The following is a 21,410-nucleotide window of genomic DNA, read 5'->3' on the forward strand; positions in this document are numbered from 1 at the left end:
TCCGCAGTTCGTTACTGCACCCAGGACTGGGTGATCATCCAGTTGAACTGCCGGTTGAACTTGAAATTGCCAACCCGTTTGCTGACGAAGTCAAGCCGCTTCGGCGTGAAGAGGCCGACTGCCGGTGCCTTGTCGATGACCTGCTTGTCGATTTCGGCCCACATTTTGTCCGCGGCCTTCTGGTCGGTCACGCCGAGATCCAGCGCCTTTTGCATCTTGGCGTCGATGTCCTTGTCGCAGAAGCCGGCGATGTTGATCGAGGCATCCGAACCCTCACGGAAGGAGGCGCAGCTGAACAGGATGTTCAGGAAGTCGGAAGCCGCAGGATAGTCCTTGTACCATTGGGTGACCGACATCTGCACCTTGTTGTTGGTGTTCTGGATGTAGGTGAACTGGATGTTGGACGAGATCGGCTTGACATCGGCGACATAGCCGATGGTGGTCAGCACGCTCTGAAGGTAGACGCCGATCGACCGCGAAATGGCGGTGTCCTCGACGATAATGGTCACCTTCTGGCCCTTGGTGCCCGATTCCTCGACGAGTTGCTTTGCCTTGTCGATATCTGGCGCCGACCATTTGGCACCGGGGTTCTTGGTGAAGGGGCAATAGTCCTCATGGCCGGGGAAGTCCGGCGGCAGGACCTGACAGACCGGCGAGGCCAGCACCTTGCCGCCGAACAGCTTGACCAGCGTGTTGCGGTCGATCGCATAGGCAACGGCCTGGCGCGCCTTTTCGTTGTCGAACGGCGCGAGACGGTTGTTGAGGGGTGCATACCACCACGCCGAAAGCGGCGAGATGTGCAGCTGGTCCATGGACTTGCTGCCAAGTTCGCCCAGGCGGTCGCTCGGCAGCGCGTCGAACATCCAGTCCGCTTCGCCGTTCTGGATCGCCGTCACGGCCGCTTCCTCGGACAGGCCGAAATCATACTGGACGACATCCGGGTAGCCGTCCGGTTGCGCTTCCTCGCTCCACTGCTTGAAGTTCGGGTTGCGCGACACCGTCATGCCCTTGTTGGGGTCGAAGGCGGAGATCATGTAGGCGCCGGTGCTGGGAATCGGCTTAGAGCCCATGTCTTCGGCGGGCGTATCCGCCGGCAGCACCACGGCATGCGGCAAGGCAAGCTTGTAGAGGATCTCTGCGTCCGGCTTGGTGAGATTGAGGGTGATGGTACCGGCCGCTTCATCACCGACGACGCCGCCTTCCAGCGTGCAGTCCCTGGTATCGGCCAGGCATTTGTCGGCGCCGACAATGCCGGCATAGAAGGTGCCGGAAGTCGGCCCGGAAACCTTGAAAATGCGCTGGAAGGAGGCGACGACGTCCTTGACGCCCATATCCTGGCCGTTGGAGAACTTGATGCCCTTGCGCAGCTTGAAGGTGAAGGTCTTGCCGTCATCGCTGACCTGCGGCAGCGCCTCGGCCAGATCGGGGACGATGGTGAAGCCGTCCATGCCCTCGGCCTTGCGGAAGGCCACCAGGCCGTCATAGATCGGCTGGTACATCTGCCAGCCCTGGTCGGTATAGTTGATGTGCGGATCGAGCGTTCCCGCCGCGGAGCGGGCCAGAAGGCGGATGGTGCCACCTCGGTGCTCCTTGAGATATTCAGCCTGTGCCGGAGCGAGCCACGTGCCGGCCAGCAGTGCCGCGGCTGATGCGGCCAAAAGCAGTTCCTTCATGTCTTGGTTCCCCTTTTCTCAGTTGTCGTTGTCGTCCAGGAAGTCGCCCACCACCCGCATGCACGCGTCCTGCTCTTCGACATGCGGCATGTGGCTGGAATGCTCGAATATCTCCCAGCGCGATCCCTTGATGCCGTCCTTGAAGGGCTGCACGGTCGCGGGCGTGGCCTCGTCGTAGCGTCCGGAGATGATCAGCGTGGGAACATCGACAGCCTGCAGGCGATCGACGATGCTCCAGTTCTTCAGCGTTCCGATGACATGGAACTCGTTCGGCCCGTTCATCAGATGATAGACAGTCGGGTTGCGCACGACCTGGTCGAAGGTCTCCGTCACCTCCGGTGGGAAAGGCACGACCCGGCAGACATGCCGCTCGTAGAACACCATCGTCGCAGCCTGGTAGGCCGGATCTTCCGTCGTGCCGGCCTGCTCGTGCCGAGTCAGTGTCTCCTGCACGTCCCCAGGCAGGTCGGCGCGCAACCGGTTGGCCTCTTCGACCCAAAGCTTCATGGAAGCCGGCGAGTTGGCGATGGTCAGCGACTTCAGGCCTTTCGGCCGCGTCACCCCATACTCGGCGCCCAGCATGCCGCCCCAGCTCTGACCCAGCACATGGAAACCCGCGCGGATGCCGAGATGATCGATCAGGTTTTCAAGCTCGTCGATGAAAAGCCGTGGCGTCCAGAAATCGGCGCCTTTCTCCGGCAGCAAGGTGGAATTGCCGCAGCCCAACTGGTCGTAGTGGACGACGGCGCGGTCCCGTCGGGCGAGATGCTTGTAGGCATCGACGTAGTTGTGGGCGGCGCCCGGCCCGCCATGCAGGATCACCACCGGGGCCCTGTCGGCATCGAGATCGCCAGAAATACGATACCAGGTCTCGTAACTGCCGAACGCGGCTCGTCCCTCTTTGCTGGCGACCTCTGACGACATCCCGGTTCCCACCACGTTTGAACGCATTTCGTTTCCGTCCCCGACAGCAGGCGCCTAGTTCAGCCTGGTCTGCACCCACTCTTCCAGCATCTGCACGCCGAACGCCGTCGCGCCTTCGCGGCCGAGCGGACGATCCGCGTCGGCCATTTCCTTGCCGGCGATGTCGAGATGCACCCAGGGACGATCCTCGGTGAAATGGCGCAGGAACGCCGCCGCGTAAGGCGCGTCACCGTCTTCCATGTCCTTGGCGTGGTGCCGGATGTCGGCGAAGGGCGATTGCAGGCCCTCGTCATAGGCCTCGTCGAGCGGCAGTTGCCAGAACCGCTCGCCAACCGTTTCTCCGGCAGCGATCATCTGCGACGCCATGGCATCGTCGGTGCTGAAAAGACCGGCAAAGACCGATCCCAGGCCGCGCATCACCGAATAGGTCAGCGTCGCCAGATCGACGATCACCGACGGGTTGAAGCGCGAGGCGGCATAATAGAGGCAATCGGCCAGGATCAGGCGCCCTTCCGCGTCCGTGTCGAACACCTCGACCGTTTGTCCTGACGCCGTGGTGATGATGTCGCGCGGCTTGAGCGCGGTGCCGGACGGCATGTTCTCGGCAATGCCGAGAACACCGACGGCATGCACAGGGCTGCCTTGCCGGGCAAGCGCGATCAGCAGGCCGACCACGGCAGCCGCGCCGCCCATATCGGCCTTCATGTCGAACATCTGCTCGCCGCGCTTGATGCAGATGCCGCCGGAGTCAAAGCACACGCCCTTGCCGACGAAAGCCATCGGTTGGGAAGGAGCGCCCTTGCCGCGATAGCGCAGCACCGCGACGCGCGGCGGCCGCACCGACCCTGAGCCTACGGCCAGGATCGCGTTCATGCCGAGTTCCTTCAGCCGCGCCGGATCGAGTATCTCGACATCGATGCCGGCTTCGCGCAGCGGCTCCAGATGATCGTGGAAATTGTCGGGATGGAGATGGTTCGGCGGCAGGTTGACCAGCGTGCGCGCATATTCGACACCGTCCGCTATGGCGTTTATGCGCGCCAGTGCCGGGGTTAGCTCCGCGCTGCTTGCTCCCACCAGCTGTACCCGCAAGGTCCGGTCCGCTCCCGCCCCCTGGCGCCTGTTGCGCATGTCGAAACGATAGCGCCGCAGCCGCATGCCCAGCGCGACGCGCGCCAGGATCTCGGCCGCGGGCAGGTCGATGCCGTCAATGGGGTCGAGGACAAGCGTCGCGGCGCACTCGCACTTGCCTTCCAGATGCGCGGCAAGCAAACCGCCGGCGCGCGCCAGTGACAGGGCGCTTACGGCACCGGCCTTGCCGAGGGCCAGGACGATGACGCGCCGGGCCGATACGCCCTGGGGGGCGATGAGATCGATGCAGGTGCCGGATTCGGCCAGGGTGGCCGGGTCGGAGCAGGCCCGCGACAGGATCCCGCTCGTCTCGGCGTCCAGTGCCGCTGCCCGCGGGCCAAAGCCTGCCTGGGCTGTTCGCAAGATCACGACGACGGCGGTTTCCGCGGAAATCCCGTCCGCCGTTTCAAAGACCGGCACTGGCGACTGAGGCATAGGCTGGCATTCTCCCATTTGCTGACGACTCCGGCCTCGGCTCAGCGCGCATCGCTTCGCCCGCCAATGGCGAAAACCTGTTGCCGGTCTCTACCGTTGGTGGAATGGTGCCGGAGGCCCCAAAAAATCGTTTTCCGATGGCGACTTAGCCGCTCTTGCGTTTTGGGTAGCGCCGAACAGGCCAGGCGATCAAACGCCAATTTCGCCCAAGTCGATTGACAAAAACTCAACTGACAATTCATGATCGGCCAATGGCCCTACCTTCACTCAATGGCATGCGCGCTTTCGAAGCCGCCGCACGTCTCGGCAGCATCAAGGATGCAGCGGAAGAGTTGCACCTGACACCCTCGGCCATCAGCCGCCATATCCGTGCGCTCGAAAGAAATCTCGGCCAGGAACTGTTCGAACGCGGCTTCCGCCAGATAACGCCGACCATCAGGGGCTCCTACTATGCACGCGGCCTCTCCGAAGCGTTTGAGGCCATCTGGCGCGCCACCGACGACGTCAGCCTCGCCGATGGCCCAAGCCACGGCAGGACCCAGCGCGTCCGGGTCTTGTGCGTCCCGGCGGTCCTGAACCTTTGGCTGGCGGACCGGTTGCCGAACTTTCGCAAGCTGCATCCGACCGTGGAGTTGGAGATCTCGACGTCAGGCAAGCGCGCCAACTTCGATTTGGCCATTGTCGACGAGTTCGTCTACAAGGCCGGCCCGGCCTTGACGCTTTTGATCCCGCTGGTTCTGACGCCGGTCTGTGCACCCTCATTGCTGGATGGGCCTGTGCGGCTGCGATCGCCAGCCGATCTGGTCAACCATCATCTTATCCACGAATGCGAGAGCATGAGATGGAAGCGTTGGCTGGAGCAGGAAGGCGTTTTGGACACTACGCCGAAGTCCAGCACGACGCTGGATGACTGCACGCTGATCATGCGCGAGGCGATCAATGGTGCCGGAATAGCGCTCGCCGATACGATGATGGCACAGGATCTTCTGCAGCAAGGCAAACTTGTTGCGCCGTTTCAGGCCCGCCATACCTATCCGGCCGGCATCTACCTGCATCAGCGCCGCAGCATCGGCAACAAGCCCGGCACCGGCCTGTTTCAGGACTGGTTGTTGTCCGAAGTCGAGGACCACAAGCGGGTCATGGCCATCGCCTAGGCGGAGAAGCGGCATCCGAATTCGAATCACCAGAACTGTTGGTATTCAACTGCGGCCCACCATTGCGCCCCCTCGATAATCGCGGTTCGCATTGAATATCTTTAAGGCCAAAGCCGGCAAATGGATCGGTTGCCGGTTCCCCAACGTCAGGCTTAACCTGCACGGCTATCGCGTGGAGGCGCGTGGCCAATCAAGGGGAGGACATTGCAGTGACCATACAAGGCGCATCGCCTGACCTGTACAACGAGGATCTCGCTCCGGCCAAAGTTCGAAACTGGGGACCATTCTCGATCTTCAACGTCTGGACATCGGACGTCCACAGCCTGTGGGGCTACTATCTCGCCGCCAGCCTGTTCCTGTTCTGCGGCGGCTTCGTCAATTTCATCATCGCCATCGGCATCGGCTCGCTGATCATCTACGCGCTGATGAACATGGTCGGTTATGCCGGCGTCAAGACCGGCGTGCCCTACCCCGTGCTTGCTCGCGCGTCCTTCGGCATCTGGGGCGCCAACATCCCGGCATTGGTGCGCGCCATCGTCGCCTGCTTCTGGTACGGCGCGCAAACGGCCGCCGCCTCCGGCGCCATCGTCGCATTGTTGACCCGCCTGCAATGGTTCGACGAATTCAACAAGACCTCGCATCTTCTCGGCCATTCCACCCTGGAGGTGATCTGCTTCGTCATCATCTGGGCGCTGCAGCTGCTGATCATCCAGAAGGGCATGGAGACAGTGCGCCGCTTCCAGGATTGGGCGGGGCCTGCCGTCTGGGTGATGATGCTGCTCCTGGCCATCTATCTCTGCGTCAAATCGGGGAGCTTCGCCTTTACCAGCGATATTCCGATGGACGTGCTGCGCGAAAAGACCGCCGATGCCGGCATTCCGGGCGATCCCGGATCGTGGACGGCGCTCTTCGGGGTCGCGGCGATCTGGGTGACCTATTTCTCGGCGCTCTATCTCAATTTCTGCGACTTCGCCCGCTACGCGCCGGACAAGGCCGCACTGCGCAAAGGCAACATCTGGGGGCTGCCGGTCAATCTGATCCTGTTCTCACTGGTCGCCGGCGTCACCACCATTGCCGCCTACGACGTCTACCACGAAGTGCTGCTGCATCCCGACCAGATCTCGGCCAAATTCGACAGCTGGTTCCTGGCGGCGCTCGCCGCCCTGACCTTCGCGGTTGCCACGCTCGGCATCAACGTCGTCGCCAACTTCGTCTCGCCAGCCTTCGACTTCTCCAACGTCTTCCCGCGTCAGATCGACTTCAAGAAGGGCGGCTACATTGCAGCACTTATCGCACTTGTGCTCTATCCCTTCGCGCCGTGGGAAGGCAGTGCCGCGCATTTCGTCGGCATCATCGGAGCGACGATGGGGCCGATCTTCGGTGTCATGATGGTCGACTATTACCTGATCCGCAAAGGCGAGGTCGACGTCGAGGCGCTGTATCGCGAGGACGGCGAGTTCCGCTTCCAGGGCGGCTGGCACGTCAATGCCTTCATCGCCGCCGGCATCGGTGCTGTCTTCTCGTCGATATTGCCGAACTTCACCAACTGGCTGCCGTCCTGGTGGGGCGTCTATGGCTGGTTCTTCGGCGTCGCGATTGCCGGCATCATCTACTACGTGCTGCGCACCGCCGCCGTGGGTGCGGGCGCCAAGATAGCGAAGGCCTAAACAAGGGAATAAGGCAATAGGGCAGTAGGTGAGTAGGGAAATACTGCCCTACTGCCCTACCATCTCAGCCAATTTGCGCACCGTGTTCCAGTTGCGCGACGTGCCTTTGCCAAGGCGCTTGTGATTGGCGGCCGCAAGCAGCCGCGAGCTTGGCCGTTCGCGCGAAAACACAAGCCATATGTCGCCGCCGATCAGGAGCACCTTCTCGTCCTCGGCGGCATAGGCCTGAAGCCCCGACAGGACATCTTCGGCCACAGGCTTGCGCATCACACGCACCGCGACCTGATCGCCGGCTTCCTCCGATTCGGTTGGGAACGGATTGCGCGAAGCGAGTTTTCGCCAATCTCCAGCGCCACGGACAATGATGTCGACGTGGCGGCCAAAGGCCGTTTCGAAGGCGGCCTCCAGCCGCTTCTCAAGCGTAGCAGTCGCGGTCCTCTCAGCCTCGAAGACCAGGTTGCCCGTCGCCACCAGCGTGCGAACATTCCTCAAGCCGAGGCCTTCCGCCATCGCCTTGAGGTCTGCCATGACGACCCGGCGCCCCTCGCCCAGGATGATGCTGTAGAGGAGCGCGACATAGGTCTGCATGACAGGCTCCGCCCTGGCGGGCGCCTACACCAGGCGAGACTGTTCCACAGCCGCCTCGATGAAGCTGGCGAACAGCGGATGCGGATCGAGCGGCCGGCTCTTCAGCTCAGGGTGATACTGCACGCCGATGAACCAGGGATGGTCGGGATATTCGACCGTCTCCGGCAGCACGCCGTCTGGCGACATGCCGGCAAACACCAGGCCGCAATCCTCCAGCCGCTCCTTGTAGTCGATATTGACCTCGTAGCGGTGGCGGTGGCGTTCGGAAATCTGCGTGTCGCCATAGATCTCTGCGATCTTGGAGCCCTTGGCGAGGTCGGCCTGATAGGCGCCCAGACGCATTGTGCCACCGAGATCGCCGGTTTCCCGCCGCTTCTCCAGCATGTTGCCCTTCAGCCATTCGGTCATCAGGCCGACGACGGGCTCGTTGGTCGGACCGAACTCGGTCGAGGAGGCATGCTCGACACCCGCCAGCGACCGCGCCGCCTCGATGCAAGCCATCTGCATACCGAAGCAGATGCCGAAATACGGCACCTTGCGCTCACGCGCGAATTTCGCCGCAAGGATCTTGCCTTCGGAGCCGCGTTCGCCAAAGCCGCCGGGAACCAATATGCCATGCACCTTTTCCAGCCACGGCGCTGGATCCTCCTTTTCGAAGATCTCCGATTCGATCCAGTCGAATTTGACCTTGACGTGGTTGGCCAGGCCGCCATGCGAAAGCGCTTCGATCAGCGATTTGTAGGCATCCTTGAGGCCGGTGTATTTGCCGACGATGGCGATGGTCACCTCGCCTTCGGGGCTGTGGATGCGGTCCGACACCTTCTGCCAGGGCTCCATGCGCGGCTTCGGCGCCGGGTCGATGCCAAAGGCGGCCAGCACTTCCGAATCGAGCCCTTCCTTGTGGTAGGCCATCGGCACGTCGTAGATGTGCGGCACGTCGAGCGCCTGGATGACGGCACTTTCCCGGACATTGCAGAACAGCGACAGCTTTCTGCGCTCTTCCTTGGGAATGGCGCGGTCGGCGCGGACCAGCAGGATGTCGGGCGCTATGCCGATGCCGCGCAGTTCCTTGACCGAATGCTGGGTCGGCTTGGTCTTCAGCTCACCCGCCGTCGGGATGTAAGGCATCAAGGTCAGATGCACGTAGACAGCGTTGTTGCGCGGCAGGTCGTTGCCGAGTTGCCGGATCGCCTCGAGGAACGGCATCGCCTCGATGTCGCCGACCGTGCCGCCGATCTCGCACAGCACGAAATCATAGTCGTCATTGCCGTTGAGGACGAAATTCTTGATCTCGTCGGTGACGTGCGGAATGACCTGCACAGTGGCACCGAGATAGTCGCCGCGCCGCTCGCGCTCGATGATGTTCTTGTAAATGCGGCCGGTGGTGATGTTGTCCTGCTGATTGGCCGAGCGGCCGGTGAAGCGCTCGTAGTGGCCAAGGTCAAGATCGGTCTCCGCACCGTCATCGGTGACGAACACCTCGCCATGCTGGTACGGCGACATCGTGCCGGGATCGACATTGAGGTAGGGGTCAAGTTTTTTGATGCGTGCGCGATAGCCTCGCGCCTGCAGGAGAGCCCCAAGGGCCGCTGCGGCTATGCCTTTTCCAAGTGAGGAAACCACGCCGCCTGTGATGAATACATATCGCGCCATGGGAGTCATCGCTTAACGCGGCTGGATTGATTCCGCCAGAGAAAAAACCACCGCGAAGGTTTTTTCCCAAGAAGGCGTCGGACCATGATCCCGAAGAGTGGAACCCGGTTTCTCGGACAAACGGTTTCCGTTTGTCCAGGGATCACGACCGGACAGGCTTGGTCGTGAACGAGGCAAAACAAAAGGGCCGGCTGAGCCGGCCCTTTCGGCAGGATGATGGAACCGTCAGATGATGACGACTTTGGTGCCGACCCGGACGCGGCTGTAGAGATCCATGACGTGCTCGTTGATCATGCGGAAGCAGCCATTGGAAGCGCTGGTTCCGATCGACTGCGGCGCGATGGTGCCGTGGATGCGCAGATGCGTGTCCTTCTTACCGTCATAGAGGTAGATGGCGCGGGCGCCGAGCGGGTTCTGGCCGCCGCCGGGCATGCCGTCCTTGTACTGCCCGTAATGCTTGGGTTCGCGCTTCTGCATGTCGAGCGTCGGGATCCAGCGCGGCCATTCCTGCTTGTCGCCGACCGCGACCGTGCCCTTGAACTGCAGGCCTTCACGGCCGACCGCGATCGCGTAGCGACGCGCGGTCGAAAACGATTCGACGAGATAGAGCCGGCGCGCGCTGGTGTCGATGACGATGGTGCCCGGCTCATAGCCGGTGAATTCCACATCCTGCGGCACGAATTCCGGCTTCACCTTGAACGGCTTCTTGGCGTCCTTCTGGGCGAGAGCCTGGTCGAGAGCCCGCGTCTCGGGCAGATAGCTGATCGACGAGCCGGACGAGGTGCCGCCGAACAGGCCGGCGAACAGGCCGCGGCTCGGCTGCTTCTGGCCGATGACCTCGCTTCGAAGCTCACCATTGTTGCCGCTCAGAGCGACATTCATCGCCTCTGCCGGAAGCGGCTCGGCTGACTGGATTGGTGTGATCGGTTCGATCGGCTCGATGACCTTTGTGGTCTTCTTGGCCGGCTTGGCGTCAGTCACTTCGGCGGTTGCAGAAGCGCTCTTCCCCCTCTTAGCAAGGAAGGCCTGCCGTTCGGCGTCGGCCTTGGCCTTGGCCGCCTCGCGCATCGCCAGCTTCCTGGCTTCGAGCGCCTTGGCCTTGGCGTCTTCCTTGTCGGCGGCGATCTTGGCCTCGATTTTCTTGATCTGGGCGAGATCGTCCGGTGTCGGGCTTTTCTTCTTCTTGAGAGCCTTCAACTGCGCCGCATCGCTCTTGACTGCGACGTTGATTGCGTCGGTTTTGTCGACCGACTGATTGGTGGCCAAATTGGCCGGTACGCCGGCGAAAGCCGGGGAACTCAGGCCGAGTACGGCGCAAAGTCCCAGGAAAATGAAGCTGCGAAGCTGCATGGCGAAGATCCGATCGTTCAATGCTTGTTGCCCACGGCGTCGCCCGGCGTCCCCCAAGGACACCGAAAATGCCGCGCGCAATCTATAGTCGAATAAACGCGGATGCCTCAAGCACGAGACCACGCTGCTGCCCGTTGAATCTTCGTGATCGCGCAGCATTTGCCGCGACTGTGTTCAAACGATCACAGGTCGCGGCTTGGACCAGATGGAGGTTACTGGTTCGGGACCTGCGGTGCCGCGGGCGCCGTGTTGTTGGTGCCGTTGTTTGCCGGCGGCGTCGCACCAGAGGCGGGCGCGGTGGCCGGAGCTGCCGGCGCAGGCGTCGTCGCCGCGCCATTGCCCGGCGGCGGCGTCGGGGTCGTGCTGCCGGCCGGTGCCGGGGTCGTCGTGCCAGGCAACTGGTTGAGCACGCCCTTGCCGGCGGGGACGCGATCGAGAATGTCGGTCGGCTTTTCGCCGTAGCGGGCAATGATCGACAAGGTCAGCGACGTGACGAAGAAAGCCGCCGCCAGGATCGCCGTTGCCCGGGTCAACGCGTTGGCGGCGCCGCGCGCCGTCATGAAGCCCGATCCGCCACCAATGCCAAGGCCGCCGCCTTCGGAGCGTTGCAGCAGCACCACGCCGACCAGGGCGAGCACGACCATGAGATGGATGACGATCAGTACGGTTTGCATAGTTTATCCTGGCAAGGCCTTGCCCGGCCGCGGACACGACCGGTGAATTGGAGGCGGCTCAATACAATGCTTTCACGGCATTTCCAAGCCCGTGGCCGGAATATGGGAAGCAACGCGCCCTTTGCAACGAATTTGGACGGGATCAGCCCCGTCCTTCGTCGTGAATCTTAGCCTGAAATGCTGCGATAGGCCTCGGCGATACCGAGGAAATCGGCTGCTTTCAGGCTGGCGCCGCCGACCAGGGCGCCATCGACATTCCTGACGCCCAGCAGTTCAACCGCGTTGGACGGCTTGACCGAGCCGCCGTAGAGTATGCGCATCTTGGCGGCAGCGGCACCAAGTTTCTCCGAGAGCTTTTCGCGGATATGCGCATGCGCTTCGGTCACATCGGCCGCGGTCGGCGTCAGGCCGGTGCCGATCGCCCATACCGGCTCATAGGCAATGACGGTGTTGGATGGCGTGGCACTCGGCGGCACCGAGCCGGCGACCTGGCGCGACAGCACGTCGAGCGTGGCGCCCGCTTCACGCTGTTGCTGCGTCTCGCCGATGCAAATGATGGCCACGAGCCCGGCGCGCCATGCGGCGGCGGCCTTGGCCTGGACCGTCGCATCGTCCTCGGCGCGTTGTTCGCGGCATTCGGAATGGCCGACAATGACATGGCTCGCGCCGGCATCCTTCAGCATCTCCGCCGAGATGCAGCCGGTGTAGGCGCCGCTTTCCTTGGCGTGGCAATCCTCGCCGCCGGCATGGACCGGCGTGCGCGACAGAATCTCCGCTGCATGAGAGAGCAGCGTCGCGGGAACGCAGACCAGGGCCTCGGTCTCCGCGTCGAGCCCGCTCATGAACCCGTTGCCGATCATCCTGAGTTCGTTCAGCGAAGCGCTGGTGCCGTTCATTTTCCAGTTGCCGGCGACAAGCGGGCGAATTCCTGGCGTCATGGTCTGCTTCTCCGGGCAATATCAGGCTCTGGCCCTCACTACCAAAATCAGGCCACAAAGCAATCGACAGTGGGCCGGAAGGGCGCTATTGCGCTTGTTTCAGACTCGGCGCATGCGAAAATGCGCATAAATCGGAAGTAACGATGCTTGGTATATTGAGAAGCGCGGCGGGTACATGGGTCGCGAAGACATTGCTTTCGCTGCTGGTGGTCAGTTTCGCCGCCTGGGGCATCTCCGGGCGGCTGATGGGCGGCTTTGCCGGCCACGATTCGGTGATAACAGCGGGTGGCACCAAGGTATCGATCAACGAATACCGCCTCGCCTATGATCGCCAGCTCGCCGTCATGTCGCAGCAGTTCGGTCAGCGCCTCACCCACGAACAGGCAAAGGCGCTCGGCATCGATAACCAGGTCCTGGCTCAGCTTGTCTCCGGCGCCGTTCTCGACGAACAGGCCCGCAAGCTTGGCCTCGGCCTGTCCAAGGACCGGTTGGCCGAACTGACGCGCGAGGACCCGGCGTTCAAGGGCCCAAGCGGCGAGTTCGACAGGAGAACATTCGAGTACATGCTGCGCCAGGTCGGCATGCGGCCCGAGGATTACCTGAAGAACCGCGCCCAAGTGGCGGTGCGCCAGCAGATCGTCGAGGCGGTCTCGGACGGCCTCAAGGCGCCGGACGCTTTCTTCAAGGCGGTCGCGCTCTATCGCGGCGAGGACCGCACCGTTGACTATCTGGTGTTGCCGAAGAAGCTCGTCGAGCCGATCGAGGCACCGAGCGACAGCGTGCTTAAGGCCTATTTCGAGGCCAACAAGAAGAGCTACGCCGCACCCGAGTACCGCAAATTCTCCTATGTCCGCCTCGAGCCGGTGGACATCATGGATCCGAATGCCGTCACCGATCAACAGGTCAATGACGATTACAACAAGAACAAGGCGCGCTACACGACGCCCGAAATGCGCACGATCGAGCAGCTTGTGTTCAAGACACCGGATGCGGCCAAGGCCGCGCTCGATTCGCTCAAGGCCGGCGCCACTTTCGAAAAGCTGGTGACAGCCGAAGGCAAGACCCCGGCCGACACGCTGCTTGGCACGCTGGCCAAGGACAAGATCGCCGACAAGGCGGTTGCCGATGCCGCCTTTGCGCTCAACGCCAATGAAGTCAGCCAGGTCGTTCAGGGGGCCTTCGGTCCGGTGCTGCTGCGCGTTACCGAGATCAAGCCCGAGGTGGTGAAGCCGCTCGCCGAAGTGTCCGACCAGATCCGCAAGGACATGGCGCTGGGCGAGGCAAGCCGTATCCTTTTGGATGTGCACGACAATTACGAAGACACCCGAGCCTCCGGCAGTTCGCTGGCCGACGCGGCCGCCAAGCTGAAGCTGAAGGACGTCACAATAGACGCCATCGATCGCAGCGGCCTCAGGCCGGACGGCTCCATCGTCAAGGACCTGCCTGAATCGCCGGCGCTGATCAAGGCGGTCTTTGATGCCGAACCCAAAACCGAAAACGACGCGCTGACCACGGCCGATAACGGCTTCATCTTCTATGAGGTCGCTTCGATCACGCCGGCTCGCGACCGGACACTGGACGAGGTCCGCCAGAAAGTCATTGCCGACTGGACGGCGGCTGAGACCACCAAGCGGCTTGCCGCCAAGGCGGGCGAGCTCGACAAGCGGCTCAAGGCCGGCGCCACGCTCGATGTCATCGCCGGTGATCTCAAGCTGGAGAAGCAGACCAAGCGCGGCCTGAAGCGCGAAGCCGACGATGCCGATTTCGGCAAGGACGGCGCTGCTGTGATGTTCGGCGTCGGCGAAGGCGGCACCGGCTTGATCCCCTCGCCCACCGGTGACGGGCAGATCCTGTTCAAGGTCGCAGAAGTGTTCGAGCCCGCCGGAGCCGATGCCAGCTCGGTGCCGGAGGATGCGCAAAAATCCTTCACTTCCGGCATGTCGGACGATCTGCTCGACCAATTGGTGGCGCAGTTGCAGACGCAGTATGACGTCCGCATCGACCAGGCCGCCGTTGCCCAAGCCTCGACAAGATGAGCGCGCTGAAAACCCATATCGCCAAGGTGGCGGCCGGCACCGCGCTTTCCTTCGAGGAAGCGCGCGAGGCCTTCGACATCATCATGTCGGGCGACGCGACCCCCGGGCAGATCGGCGGCTTCCTGATGGCGCTGCGCGTACGCGGTGAGACGGTCAGCGAGATTTCGGGCGCTGTCGCCACGATGCGGGCCAAGATGCTGCGCGTCGAGGCGCCCGCGGGCGCCATTGATATCGTCGGCACGGGCGGCGACAATTCCCATAGCGTCAATATTTCGACGGGCTCGGCCTTCGTCATCGCCGCCGCCGGCGTGCCGGTCGCCAAGCACGGCAATCGCGGCCTGTCCTCGCTGACCGGCGCTGCCGATGTCCTGATCGCGCTTGGGGTCAAGATAGACATTCCGCCGGAGACGATCGGCCGTTGCATCCATGAAGCCGGCGTCGGCTTCATGTTCGCGCCGGCGCACCATCCGGCCATGAAACATGTCGGCCCGACCCGCGTTGAGCTCGGAACCCGCACCATCTTCAATCTGCTCGGGCCTCTCTCCAATCCGGCTGGCGTCGTCAGGCAGATGGTCGGTGTGTTTCTGCCGGAATGGATCATGCCGGTGGCCGAGACATTGAAGGCGCTGGGCACCGAGCATGCCTGGGTCGTTCATGGCGACGGCTATGACGAAATCACCACCACCGGCCAGACGCAGGTGGCGGAACTGATCGGCGGTGAGATCCGCAGCTTCACACTGACCCCGGAAGAGGTTGGATTGAAGCGCCACACCAAGGACGAGCTGCGCGGCGGTGACGCCGCCTACAATGCCAAGGCCTTGCGCGACATGCTGGGTGGTGCTGCCGGCGCCTATCGCGACACCGTGCTGATGAATGCCGGCGCCGGGCTGGTGATCGCGGGCAAGGCGACGACGCTTGGCGATGGCATCGCGCTCGCAGCGCAAGCCATAGACAGCGGCCGGGCGCTGCAGGTGCTCGACCGGCTGGTCGAAATTTCGAACGGGTGAACCGTGTCTGACATTTTGCGCAAGATCGAGGCCTACAAGCGCGACGAGATCGCCGCCGCCAAGGCACGCGTGCCGCTGGCCGAGATCAAGGCGCGGGCGAAGGACGCCGACGCGCCACGCGGCTTTCTTGCAGCTCTTGAGGCGAAGCGCAGATCGGGTCGCTTCGCCCTGATCGCCGAAATCAAGAAGGCAAGTCCTTCCAAGGGGCTGATCCGTGCCGATTTCGATCCGCCGGCACTGGCGCAGGCCTATGAGAAGGGCGGCGCCGCCTGTCTTTCGGTATTGACCGATGCGCCGTCCTTCCAGGGCGCGCCGGAATTCCTCACCAGGGCACGCGCAGCCGTCGCCCTGCCCGCGTTGCGCAAGGATTTCCTGTTCGACCCCTACCAGGTCTACGAGGCGCGCGCCTGGGGCGCGGATGCCGTCCTGATCATCATGGCCAGCGTCGACGATGCCTTGGCGAGCGAATTGGAAGCGACCGCATTCGAACTCGGCATGGATGCGCTGATCGAGGTGCATGATGAGGCCGAGACGCAACGAGCGCTAAAACTGTCGTCGCGGCTGATCGGCATAAACAACCGCAATCTGAGAACGTTCGAGACCAGCCTCGAAACCTCCGAGCGGCTGGCAACGATGGTGCCGGCCGACCGCCTGCTGGTCAGTGAGAGCGGCATCTTCACACATGATGATTGCCTCAGGCTGCAGAAGAAGGACATCGGCACCTTCCTTGTCGGCGAGAGCCTGATGCGGCAACACGATGTCACCGCGGCGACCCGCATTCTGTTGACCGGCAAGGCTCTGGCCGAGGCCGTCTGACGATGAAGGCCGCCCTCACCCATCTCGGCGCGCAGGGCGAGGCCAATATGGTCGATGTCGGCGACAAGCAAGAGACGACGCGCACGGCGATCGCCGAAGGGTTCGTCTCGATGCAGCCCGAGACGCTGAAGACCATCCTCGCCGGAAACGCCAAGAAGGGCGATGTGCTCGGCACCGCCCGCATCGCCGGCATCATGGCGGCGAAGAAGACGCATGAGCTGATCCCGCTCTGCCATCCCCTGCTCTTGACCAAGGTTTCCGTCGACATCGAGCCCGACCACGCGTTGCCCGGCCTGAAAGTCACCGCGCTGGCGCGCGTCACCGGCAAGACCGGCGTCGAGATGGAAGCGCTGACGGCTGCCTCCGTTGCCTGCCTGACCATTTACGACATGGCCAAGGCCGTGGACCGCGCCATGATCATCTCCGGTGTCCGCCTGGTGGAAAAGACCGGCGGCAAGTCCGGCGACTACAAGGTTGGCGCCTGATGGCGCTGGTTCCGGTGACCGAGGCGCTTGAGCGCCTGCTGGATGGTGCAGCACCGCTGGCCGGCGAAAGCGTGCCTCTGTTCGAGGCAGTCGATCGGGTGCTGGCGGAACCGGTCGCGGCACTTCGCACTCAACCGCCCTTCAACGCTTCGGCCATGGATGGTTACGCAGTCCGCGCCGCCAATGTGGCGTCCGTGCCGTCGAAACTCTTGGTGATCGGCATGGCGCCGGCCGGGCGTGGCTTTGACGGTTCCGTCGGCGAGCGCCAGGCGGTGCGCATCTTCACCGGCGCGCCACTGCCCGAGGGCGCCGACACCATCGTCATCCAGGAAAACGTCCGCGACCTCGGCAGCGGACGCATCGAAGTGATCGAACCGACGGCGGAGTGGCGCAACATCCGCCGCATCGGCCTCGATTTTTCGAAAGGCGATGTCCTGCTTGAAAGAGGTCGGCTACTCGATGCGGCGGCGCTCTCGCTGACGGCATCGGCCAACCACCCCAGAGTGAACGTGGTCAAACGGCCGCTGGTCGCCATCATCGCTACGGGCGACGAGCTGCTGCCGCCCGGCAGCGAACTCGGACCGGACCAGATCATCTCGTCCAACGCCTATGGCGTCGTCGCTGCCGCGCAATCGGTCGGCGCCCGCGCGCTCGATCTTGGCATTGCCGCCGACCGCAAGGAAGCCATCGCAGCGCTGGTCAAAAAGGCGGTCGCGGCCGGTGCGGATGTCATCGTCACGCTTGGCGGCGCCTCGGTCGGTGACCATGACCTGATCCATGACGTGCTGACCGGCGAAGGCATGACGCTCGGCTTCTGGAAGATCGCCATGCGCCCCGGCAAGCCGCTGATGTTCGGACGCCTCGGCGCTATCAGATGTATCGGCCTGCCCGGCAATCCGGTGGCCAGCCTGGTCTGCTCGCAATTGTTCCTGAAGCCGCTTCTGGCGAGGCTCGGCGGCCGCGATCATCGCCAGGACATCCGTCCGGCGCGGCTGGGCGCCGCAATGCTGGCCAATGATCTGCGCCAGGACTATGTGCGGGCGGTGGTCAGGGAGGACGATGGCGGGCTGGTGGCGACGCCGTTCAGTATCCAGGATTCGTCCATGCTGAGGATGCTGGCCGACGCCAACGGACTGATCGTACGGGCGCCATTTGCCCCCGCATCCGCCGCCGGGGATTCGTGCAGCGTTCTAATGCTACGCTGAAGAATTATCCCATAACTGACTGATAACAGGATAAAAACGATCTCACCTATTCCGAGATCAAGGTTCGCGTCAGTGCATGCGCCGGATCGGCTAGGCCATCGACAATATCGTAATGATGCCGGTCGGGCTCGACCACGCAGCTGGTGGCGGCGCCAAGCCCGGTCCAGATATTGGCCAGCAGCGCATTCTGCCGCAGGAACTCCGAGCGCTCGCCGCCGCCGGCCCAGCAGGTGATGCGGGCACCATCCAGGGGCCGCAGCAGCGCGGGGCTTTCGGCCTGGGCTTCGGCCTCGTCGATTGTCAAAGCGGTGTTCATAGCGGTGCGCATCAGGGGGCGCAGGTCGTGCAGGCCTGAGATCGAAACGACATGACGTATTCGCTGTGCCACATCGGCGGGCAACGGCGTTGATGTGGTCACCATGCGGCTGGCGAGATGGCCACCGGCCGAATGTCCGGTCAAGATCAGCGGTCCGTCGACCATCGCCGCCACTTCTTCGATCGCCGCGCCGATTTCACGGACGATGCCGGCGATGCGTATGTCCGGGCACTGCGTGTAGGACGGCATCGCCGCGGCAAAGCCGCTGCCGACAGCGCCCTTGGCCAGATGCGACCAGTCGCTCTTGTCGGACTCGAGCCAGTAACCGCCATGGATGAACACGACGAGCCCCTTGGGCGCGGCGTCGGGAAGGAAAAGATCGAAGCGATTGCGCGGTCGCTCACCATAGACGATGTCCAGTCGTGCCCGGCCCGCCGCCGAAAGCGCGTCGCGAAACGCCTGCGCCGGCTCCGCCCAGGCAGCCGGCCAGCGGTCGCTGCCGGCGATATTCGCGCCATTGGCGTAGGCGTTGTTCCAATCGGCAATGCGATGTTCGAGCATCCGTACCCTCCCCCCAAAAGCGCATCCGTTTGGCGCTAGCAATGGCCGCCACCATGCCATGCGTCAATGCTCCAGGGCAAAAACATTTTAGGCTTGAAACAAATTTCGACTGGTGCGATCCTGTCCGAAGAACAGCCGACAATGGGAGGTCTGCTGTGCTGTCCAAGCCTGCGGATGCCACCCTTCCGTGGCGTCGACAAACAGGTGTAGCTGGCTGCACGAAGCCTCTCGCGAACGACGGGAACTTCATATCTACCACCTCGGCCAGATGCTTCGCGCACTGGCCAGGCAAGCAAATGGGATGGCGGCGACATGCTTGGGCCTTCAGCGCATATCGACACGTTCACGCGCGATCATCTGCCGCCGCCGGATCAATGGCCGGATTTCCTGCTCGACGGCTTCGATTACCCTGAGCATCTCAACGCCGGCGTCGAATTGACCGACAGGTTGGTCGAGAAGGGCCTCGGCGACCACACCGCCTTGATCGGCAATGGCCGCCGCCGCACCTACAAGGAACTGTCGGACTGGACCAACAGGCTGGCGCACGCGCTGGTCGAGAATTACGGCATCAAGCCGGGCAACCGGGTCCTGATCCGCTCCGCCAACAATCCCGCAATGGTCGCCTGCTGGCTGGCCGCCACCAAGGTCGGCGCCGTCGTCGTCAACACCATGCCGATGCTGCGCGCCGGCGAACTCACCAAGATCGTCGACAAGGCGGAGATCACGACCGCGCTCTGCGACACCAGGCTGATGGACGAGATGACCGCCTGCGCCAAGGACAGCGCCTTCCTGAAGCAGGTGATCGGCTTCGACGGCACCGCCAACCATGATGCCGAACTCGACCGCGCCGCCCTCGACAAGCCGGTCACCTTCACCGCCGTCAACACCGGCCGCGACGATGTCGCGCTGCTCGGCTTCACCTCGGGCACGACGGGCGTGCCGAAGGCGACGATGCATTTCCACCGCGATCTCCTGATCATCGCCGATGCCTATGCCCGCGAGATTCTCCAGGTGACGCCGGACGACATCTTCGTCGGCTCGCCGCCGCTCGCCTTCACCTTCGGCCTTGGTGGCCTCGCCATCTTCCCCTTGCGCTTCGGTGCCGCGGCGACGTTGCTGGAACAGGCGACGCCGCCCAACATGGTCCACATCATCGAGACCTACAAAGCGACCATTTCCTTCACGGCGCCGACCGCCTATCGCGCCATGCTGAAAGCCATGGATGAAGGTGCCGATTTGTCGTCGCTGCGCGTCGCCGTATCGGCCGGCGAGACCCTGCCGGCTCCGGTCTTCGAAGAATGGACCGAGAAGACCGGCAAGCCGATCCTTGACGGCATCGGCGCCACCGAAATGCTGCACATCTTCATCTCCAACCGTTTTGGCGACATGAAGCCTGCATCGACCGGCAAGCCGGTGGGAGGCTATGAGGCGCGCATCGTCGACGACACGATGCGCGAGGTGCCGCGCGGCGAGACCGGGCGGCTGGCGGTGCGTGGCCCGACCGGCTGCCGCTACATGGCCGACGACAGGCAGAAGGAGTATGTGCGCGACGGCTGGAACCTCACCGGCGACACTTTTACCCAGGACGAGGACGGTTTCTTCCATTTCGCCGCGCGTTCCGACGACATGATCGTCAGCGCCGGCTACAACATTGCCGGGCCCGAGGTCGAGGCGGCACTTCTGTCGCATCCCGATGTCGCCGAATGCGCCGTGATAGGCGCCGAGGATGGCGAACGCGGCCAGATCGTCGAGGCGCATGTCGTGCTGGTGCAAGGCGTGGCGGCGGACGCGCTAACCGTCAAGCGCCTGCAGGACCACGTCAAGGCAACGATCGCGCCCTACAAATACCCGCGCTCGGTCAAATTCATCGCCGCCCTGCCCAAGACCCAGACCGGCAAGATCCAGCGCTTCCGGCTGCGCACGGAGAAAATCAATTGAGCGAGCCCTACGATCCGGCGTCCGAAGGCGCACAGATGTCGTTCAAGGAGCGCATGTCCTACAGCGACTACCTGCATCTGGAGAAAGTGCTGGACGCACAGACGCCGCTGTCGTCGGCGCATGACGAGATGCTGTTCATCATCCAGCACCAGACCTCGGAACTCTGGATGAAACTTGCTTTGCATGAAATTGGCGCCGCGATCCGCTCCATTCGCGCTGACCGGTTGGAGCCGAGCTTCAAGATGCTGTCGCGCGTCGCCCGGATTTTCGAGCAGTTGAACAATGCCTGGGACGTGCTGCGCACGATGACGCCCAGCGAATACACCGAATTCCGCGATGCGCTCGGCCAGTCCTCGGGCTTTCAGTCCTGGCAGTACCGCGCCATCGAGTTCATGGCGGGCAACCGCAACCTCGCAATGCTCGGACCCCACAAGCACCGGCCGGACCTCACCGGCAAGCTGGAGGCAATCCTGGCCGAGCCGTCGCTCTATGATGAAGCGTTGCTGCTGCTGGCGCGCAATGGGTTCGACATCGGCGCCGACGCCAGACGCACGGACTGGCGCGAGACGCGCAGCGAAAGCGAAGAAGTCCTGGTCGCCTGGCAGACCGTTTACCGCGATCCGCAGCGCTACTGGATGTTCTATGAGCTGGCCGAGAAACTGGTCGACTTCGAGGACTATTTCCGCCGCTGGCGCTTCAACCATGTCACCACGGTCGAGCGCATCATCGGCCTGAAGCGCGGCACCGGCGGCACCTCAGGCGCTTCCTACCTGAAGAAGATGCTCGAGGTTGTGCTGTTTCCCGAACTGTGGACGGTTCGCACCCGACTTTGACTTTTTGCTTTGGCGCATTTCCTGTGGGA

General features: G+C 63.1%; 18 protein-coding genes. 9 read left to right on the forward strand and 9 right to left on the reverse strand.

Features of this window, described 5'->3' with window-relative positions; translation table 11 throughout:
- Positions 1-11: 11 nt before the first annotated feature.
- Genes FJV80_RS07540 through FJV80_RS07550 form a run of 3 tightly spaced genes read right to left on the reverse strand, consistent with a single transcriptional unit; the run spans position 12 to position 4,160 of the window.
- Entirely contained in the window at positions 12-1,673 is a 1,662-nt protein-coding gene (locus FJV80_RS07540; protein ID WP_142876003.1) for an ABC transporter substrate-binding protein, read from the reverse strand.
- 18 nt (positions 1,674-1,691) lie between these two features.
- The gene (locus FJV80_RS07545) at positions 1,692-2,597 is read right to left on the reverse strand and encodes a proline iminopeptidase-family hydrolase (protein WP_142876026.1); all 906 of its coding nucleotides are present in this window, start codon (positions 2,595-2,597) and stop codon (positions 1,692-1,694) included.
- 54 nt (positions 2,598-2,651) lie between these two features.
- Positions 2,652-4,160 (reverse strand): leucyl aminopeptidase, encoded by a 1,509-nt coding sequence (locus FJV80_RS07550; RefSeq protein ID WP_142876004.1) that lies wholly within the window; start codon positions 4,158-4,160, stop codon positions 2,652-2,654.
- Positions 4,161-4,411: 251 nt separating this feature from the next.
- Here FJV80_RS07550 and FJV80_RS07555 point away from each other — a divergent pair, with 251 nt between their 5' ends.
- Complete coding sequence (locus FJV80_RS07555; protein WP_142876005.1) at positions 4,412-5,314, forward strand: LysR family transcriptional regulator; 903 nt, start codon at positions 4,412-4,414, stop codon at positions 5,312-5,314.
- A 209-nt stretch (positions 5,315-5,523) separates the two neighbouring features.
- The gene (locus FJV80_RS07560; RefSeq protein WP_020628874.1) at positions 5,524-6,981 is read left to right on the forward strand and encodes an NCS1 family nucleobase:cation symporter-1; all 1,458 of its coding nucleotides are present in this window, start codon (positions 5,524-5,526) and stop codon (positions 6,979-6,981) included.
- Between the two features lie 48 nt (positions 6,982-7,029).
- On the opposite strand, the gene FJV80_RS07565 is transcribed toward FJV80_RS07560, so the two are convergent.
- The 5 genes from FJV80_RS07565 to tpiA all read right to left on the reverse strand — a co-directional run bounded on the left by FJV80_RS07565 (position 7,030) and on the right by tpiA (position 12,184).
- The gene (locus FJV80_RS07565) at positions 7,030-7,569 is read right to left on the reverse strand and encodes a DUF1697 domain-containing protein (protein ID WP_095774363.1); all 540 of its coding nucleotides are present in this window, start codon (positions 7,567-7,569) and stop codon (positions 7,030-7,032) included.
- A 24-nt stretch (positions 7,570-7,593) separates the two neighbouring features.
- On the reverse strand, positions 7,594-9,231 hold the full coding sequence (locus tag FJV80_RS07570; RefSeq protein WP_095774362.1) for a CTP synthase: 1,638 nt from the start codon (positions 9,229-9,231) through the stop codon (positions 7,594-7,596).
- Positions 9,232-9,447: 216 nt separating this feature from the next.
- Positions 9,448-10,572 carry a L,D-transpeptidase gene (locus tag FJV80_RS07575; RefSeq protein ID WP_142876006.1) on the reverse strand — a complete coding sequence of 375 codons (1,125 nt, stop codon included), beginning with the start codon at positions 10,570-10,572 and terminating at the stop codon, positions 9,448-9,450.
- Positions 10,573-10,784: 212 nt separating this feature from the next.
- Positions 10,785-11,246: a preprotein translocase subunit SecG gene (secG, locus tag FJV80_RS07580; RefSeq protein ID WP_142876007.1), complete on the reverse strand. Its 462-nt coding sequence runs from the start codon at positions 11,244-11,246 to the stop codon at positions 10,785-10,787.
- Positions 11,247-11,413: 167 nt separating this feature from the next.
- A complete protein-coding gene (gene tpiA / locus FJV80_RS07585; RefSeq protein WP_142876008.1) occupies positions 11,414-12,184 on the reverse strand; it encodes a triose-phosphate isomerase in 771 nt (256 codons plus the stop codon).
- Between the two features lie 143 nt (positions 12,185-12,327).
- On the opposite strand from tpiA, the gene FJV80_RS07590 reads away from it, so the two are divergent.
- The 5 genes from FJV80_RS07590 to glp are packed head-to-tail and all read left to right on the forward strand — an operon-like array spanning position 12,328 to position 17,733.
- Complete coding sequence (locus FJV80_RS07590; protein ID WP_142876009.1) at positions 12,328-14,220, forward strand: SurA N-terminal domain-containing protein; 1,893 nt, start codon at positions 12,328-12,330, stop codon at positions 14,218-14,220.
- Complete coding sequence (gene trpD / locus FJV80_RS07595; RefSeq protein ID WP_142876010.1) at positions 14,217-15,227, forward strand: anthranilate phosphoribosyltransferase; 1,011 nt, start codon at positions 14,217-14,219, stop codon at positions 15,225-15,227. The genes FJV80_RS07590 and trpD overlap by 4 nt, the downstream gene beginning before the upstream one ends.
- 3 nt (positions 15,228-15,230) lie before the next feature.
- A complete protein-coding gene (gene trpC, locus FJV80_RS07600) occupies positions 15,231-16,043 on the forward strand; it encodes an indole-3-glycerol phosphate synthase TrpC (RefSeq protein ID WP_095774357.1) in 813 nt (270 codons plus the stop codon).
- 2 nt (positions 16,044-16,045) lie between these two features.
- The gene (gene moaC / locus FJV80_RS07605; RefSeq protein WP_095774356.1) at positions 16,046-16,528 is read left to right on the forward strand and encodes a cyclic pyranopterin monophosphate synthase MoaC; all 483 of its coding nucleotides are present in this window, start codon (positions 16,046-16,048) and stop codon (positions 16,526-16,528) included.
- Positions 16,528-17,733 (forward strand): gephyrin-like molybdotransferase Glp, encoded by a 1,206-nt coding sequence (gene glp, locus FJV80_RS07610; RefSeq protein ID WP_142876011.1) that lies wholly within the window; start codon positions 16,528-16,530, stop codon positions 17,731-17,733. Before moaC ends, glp begins: the two co-directional genes overlap by 1 nt.
- Positions 17,734-17,779: 46 nt before the next feature.
- Here the strand turns inward: glp and FJV80_RS07615 are convergent, their stop codons facing one another.
- Positions 17,780-18,610 (reverse strand): alpha/beta hydrolase, encoded by an 831-nt coding sequence (locus FJV80_RS07615; protein WP_142876012.1) that lies wholly within the window; start codon positions 18,608-18,610, stop codon positions 17,780-17,782.
- 312 nt (positions 18,611-18,922) lie between these two features.
- Between FJV80_RS07615 and FJV80_RS07620 the strand changes: the two genes are divergently transcribed.
- Positions 18,923-20,548, forward strand: coding sequence for an AMP-binding protein (locus FJV80_RS07620; RefSeq protein ID WP_142876013.1), 1,626 nt, complete (start codon positions 18,923-18,925; stop codon positions 20,546-20,548).
- On the forward strand, positions 20,545-21,381 hold the full coding sequence (kynA, locus tag FJV80_RS07625; protein WP_142876014.1) for a tryptophan 2,3-dioxygenase: 837 nt from the start codon (positions 20,545-20,547) through the stop codon (positions 21,379-21,381). Before FJV80_RS07620 ends, kynA begins: the two co-directional genes overlap by 4 nt.
- Positions 21,382-21,410: the final 29 nt, after the last annotated feature.

It is taken from the genome of Mesorhizobium sp. WSM4310, from assembly GCF_007003935.1.
In the GTDB taxonomy this organism is placed as follows: Bacteria; Pseudomonadota; Alphaproteobacteria; order Rhizobiales; family Rhizobiaceae; genus Mesorhizobium.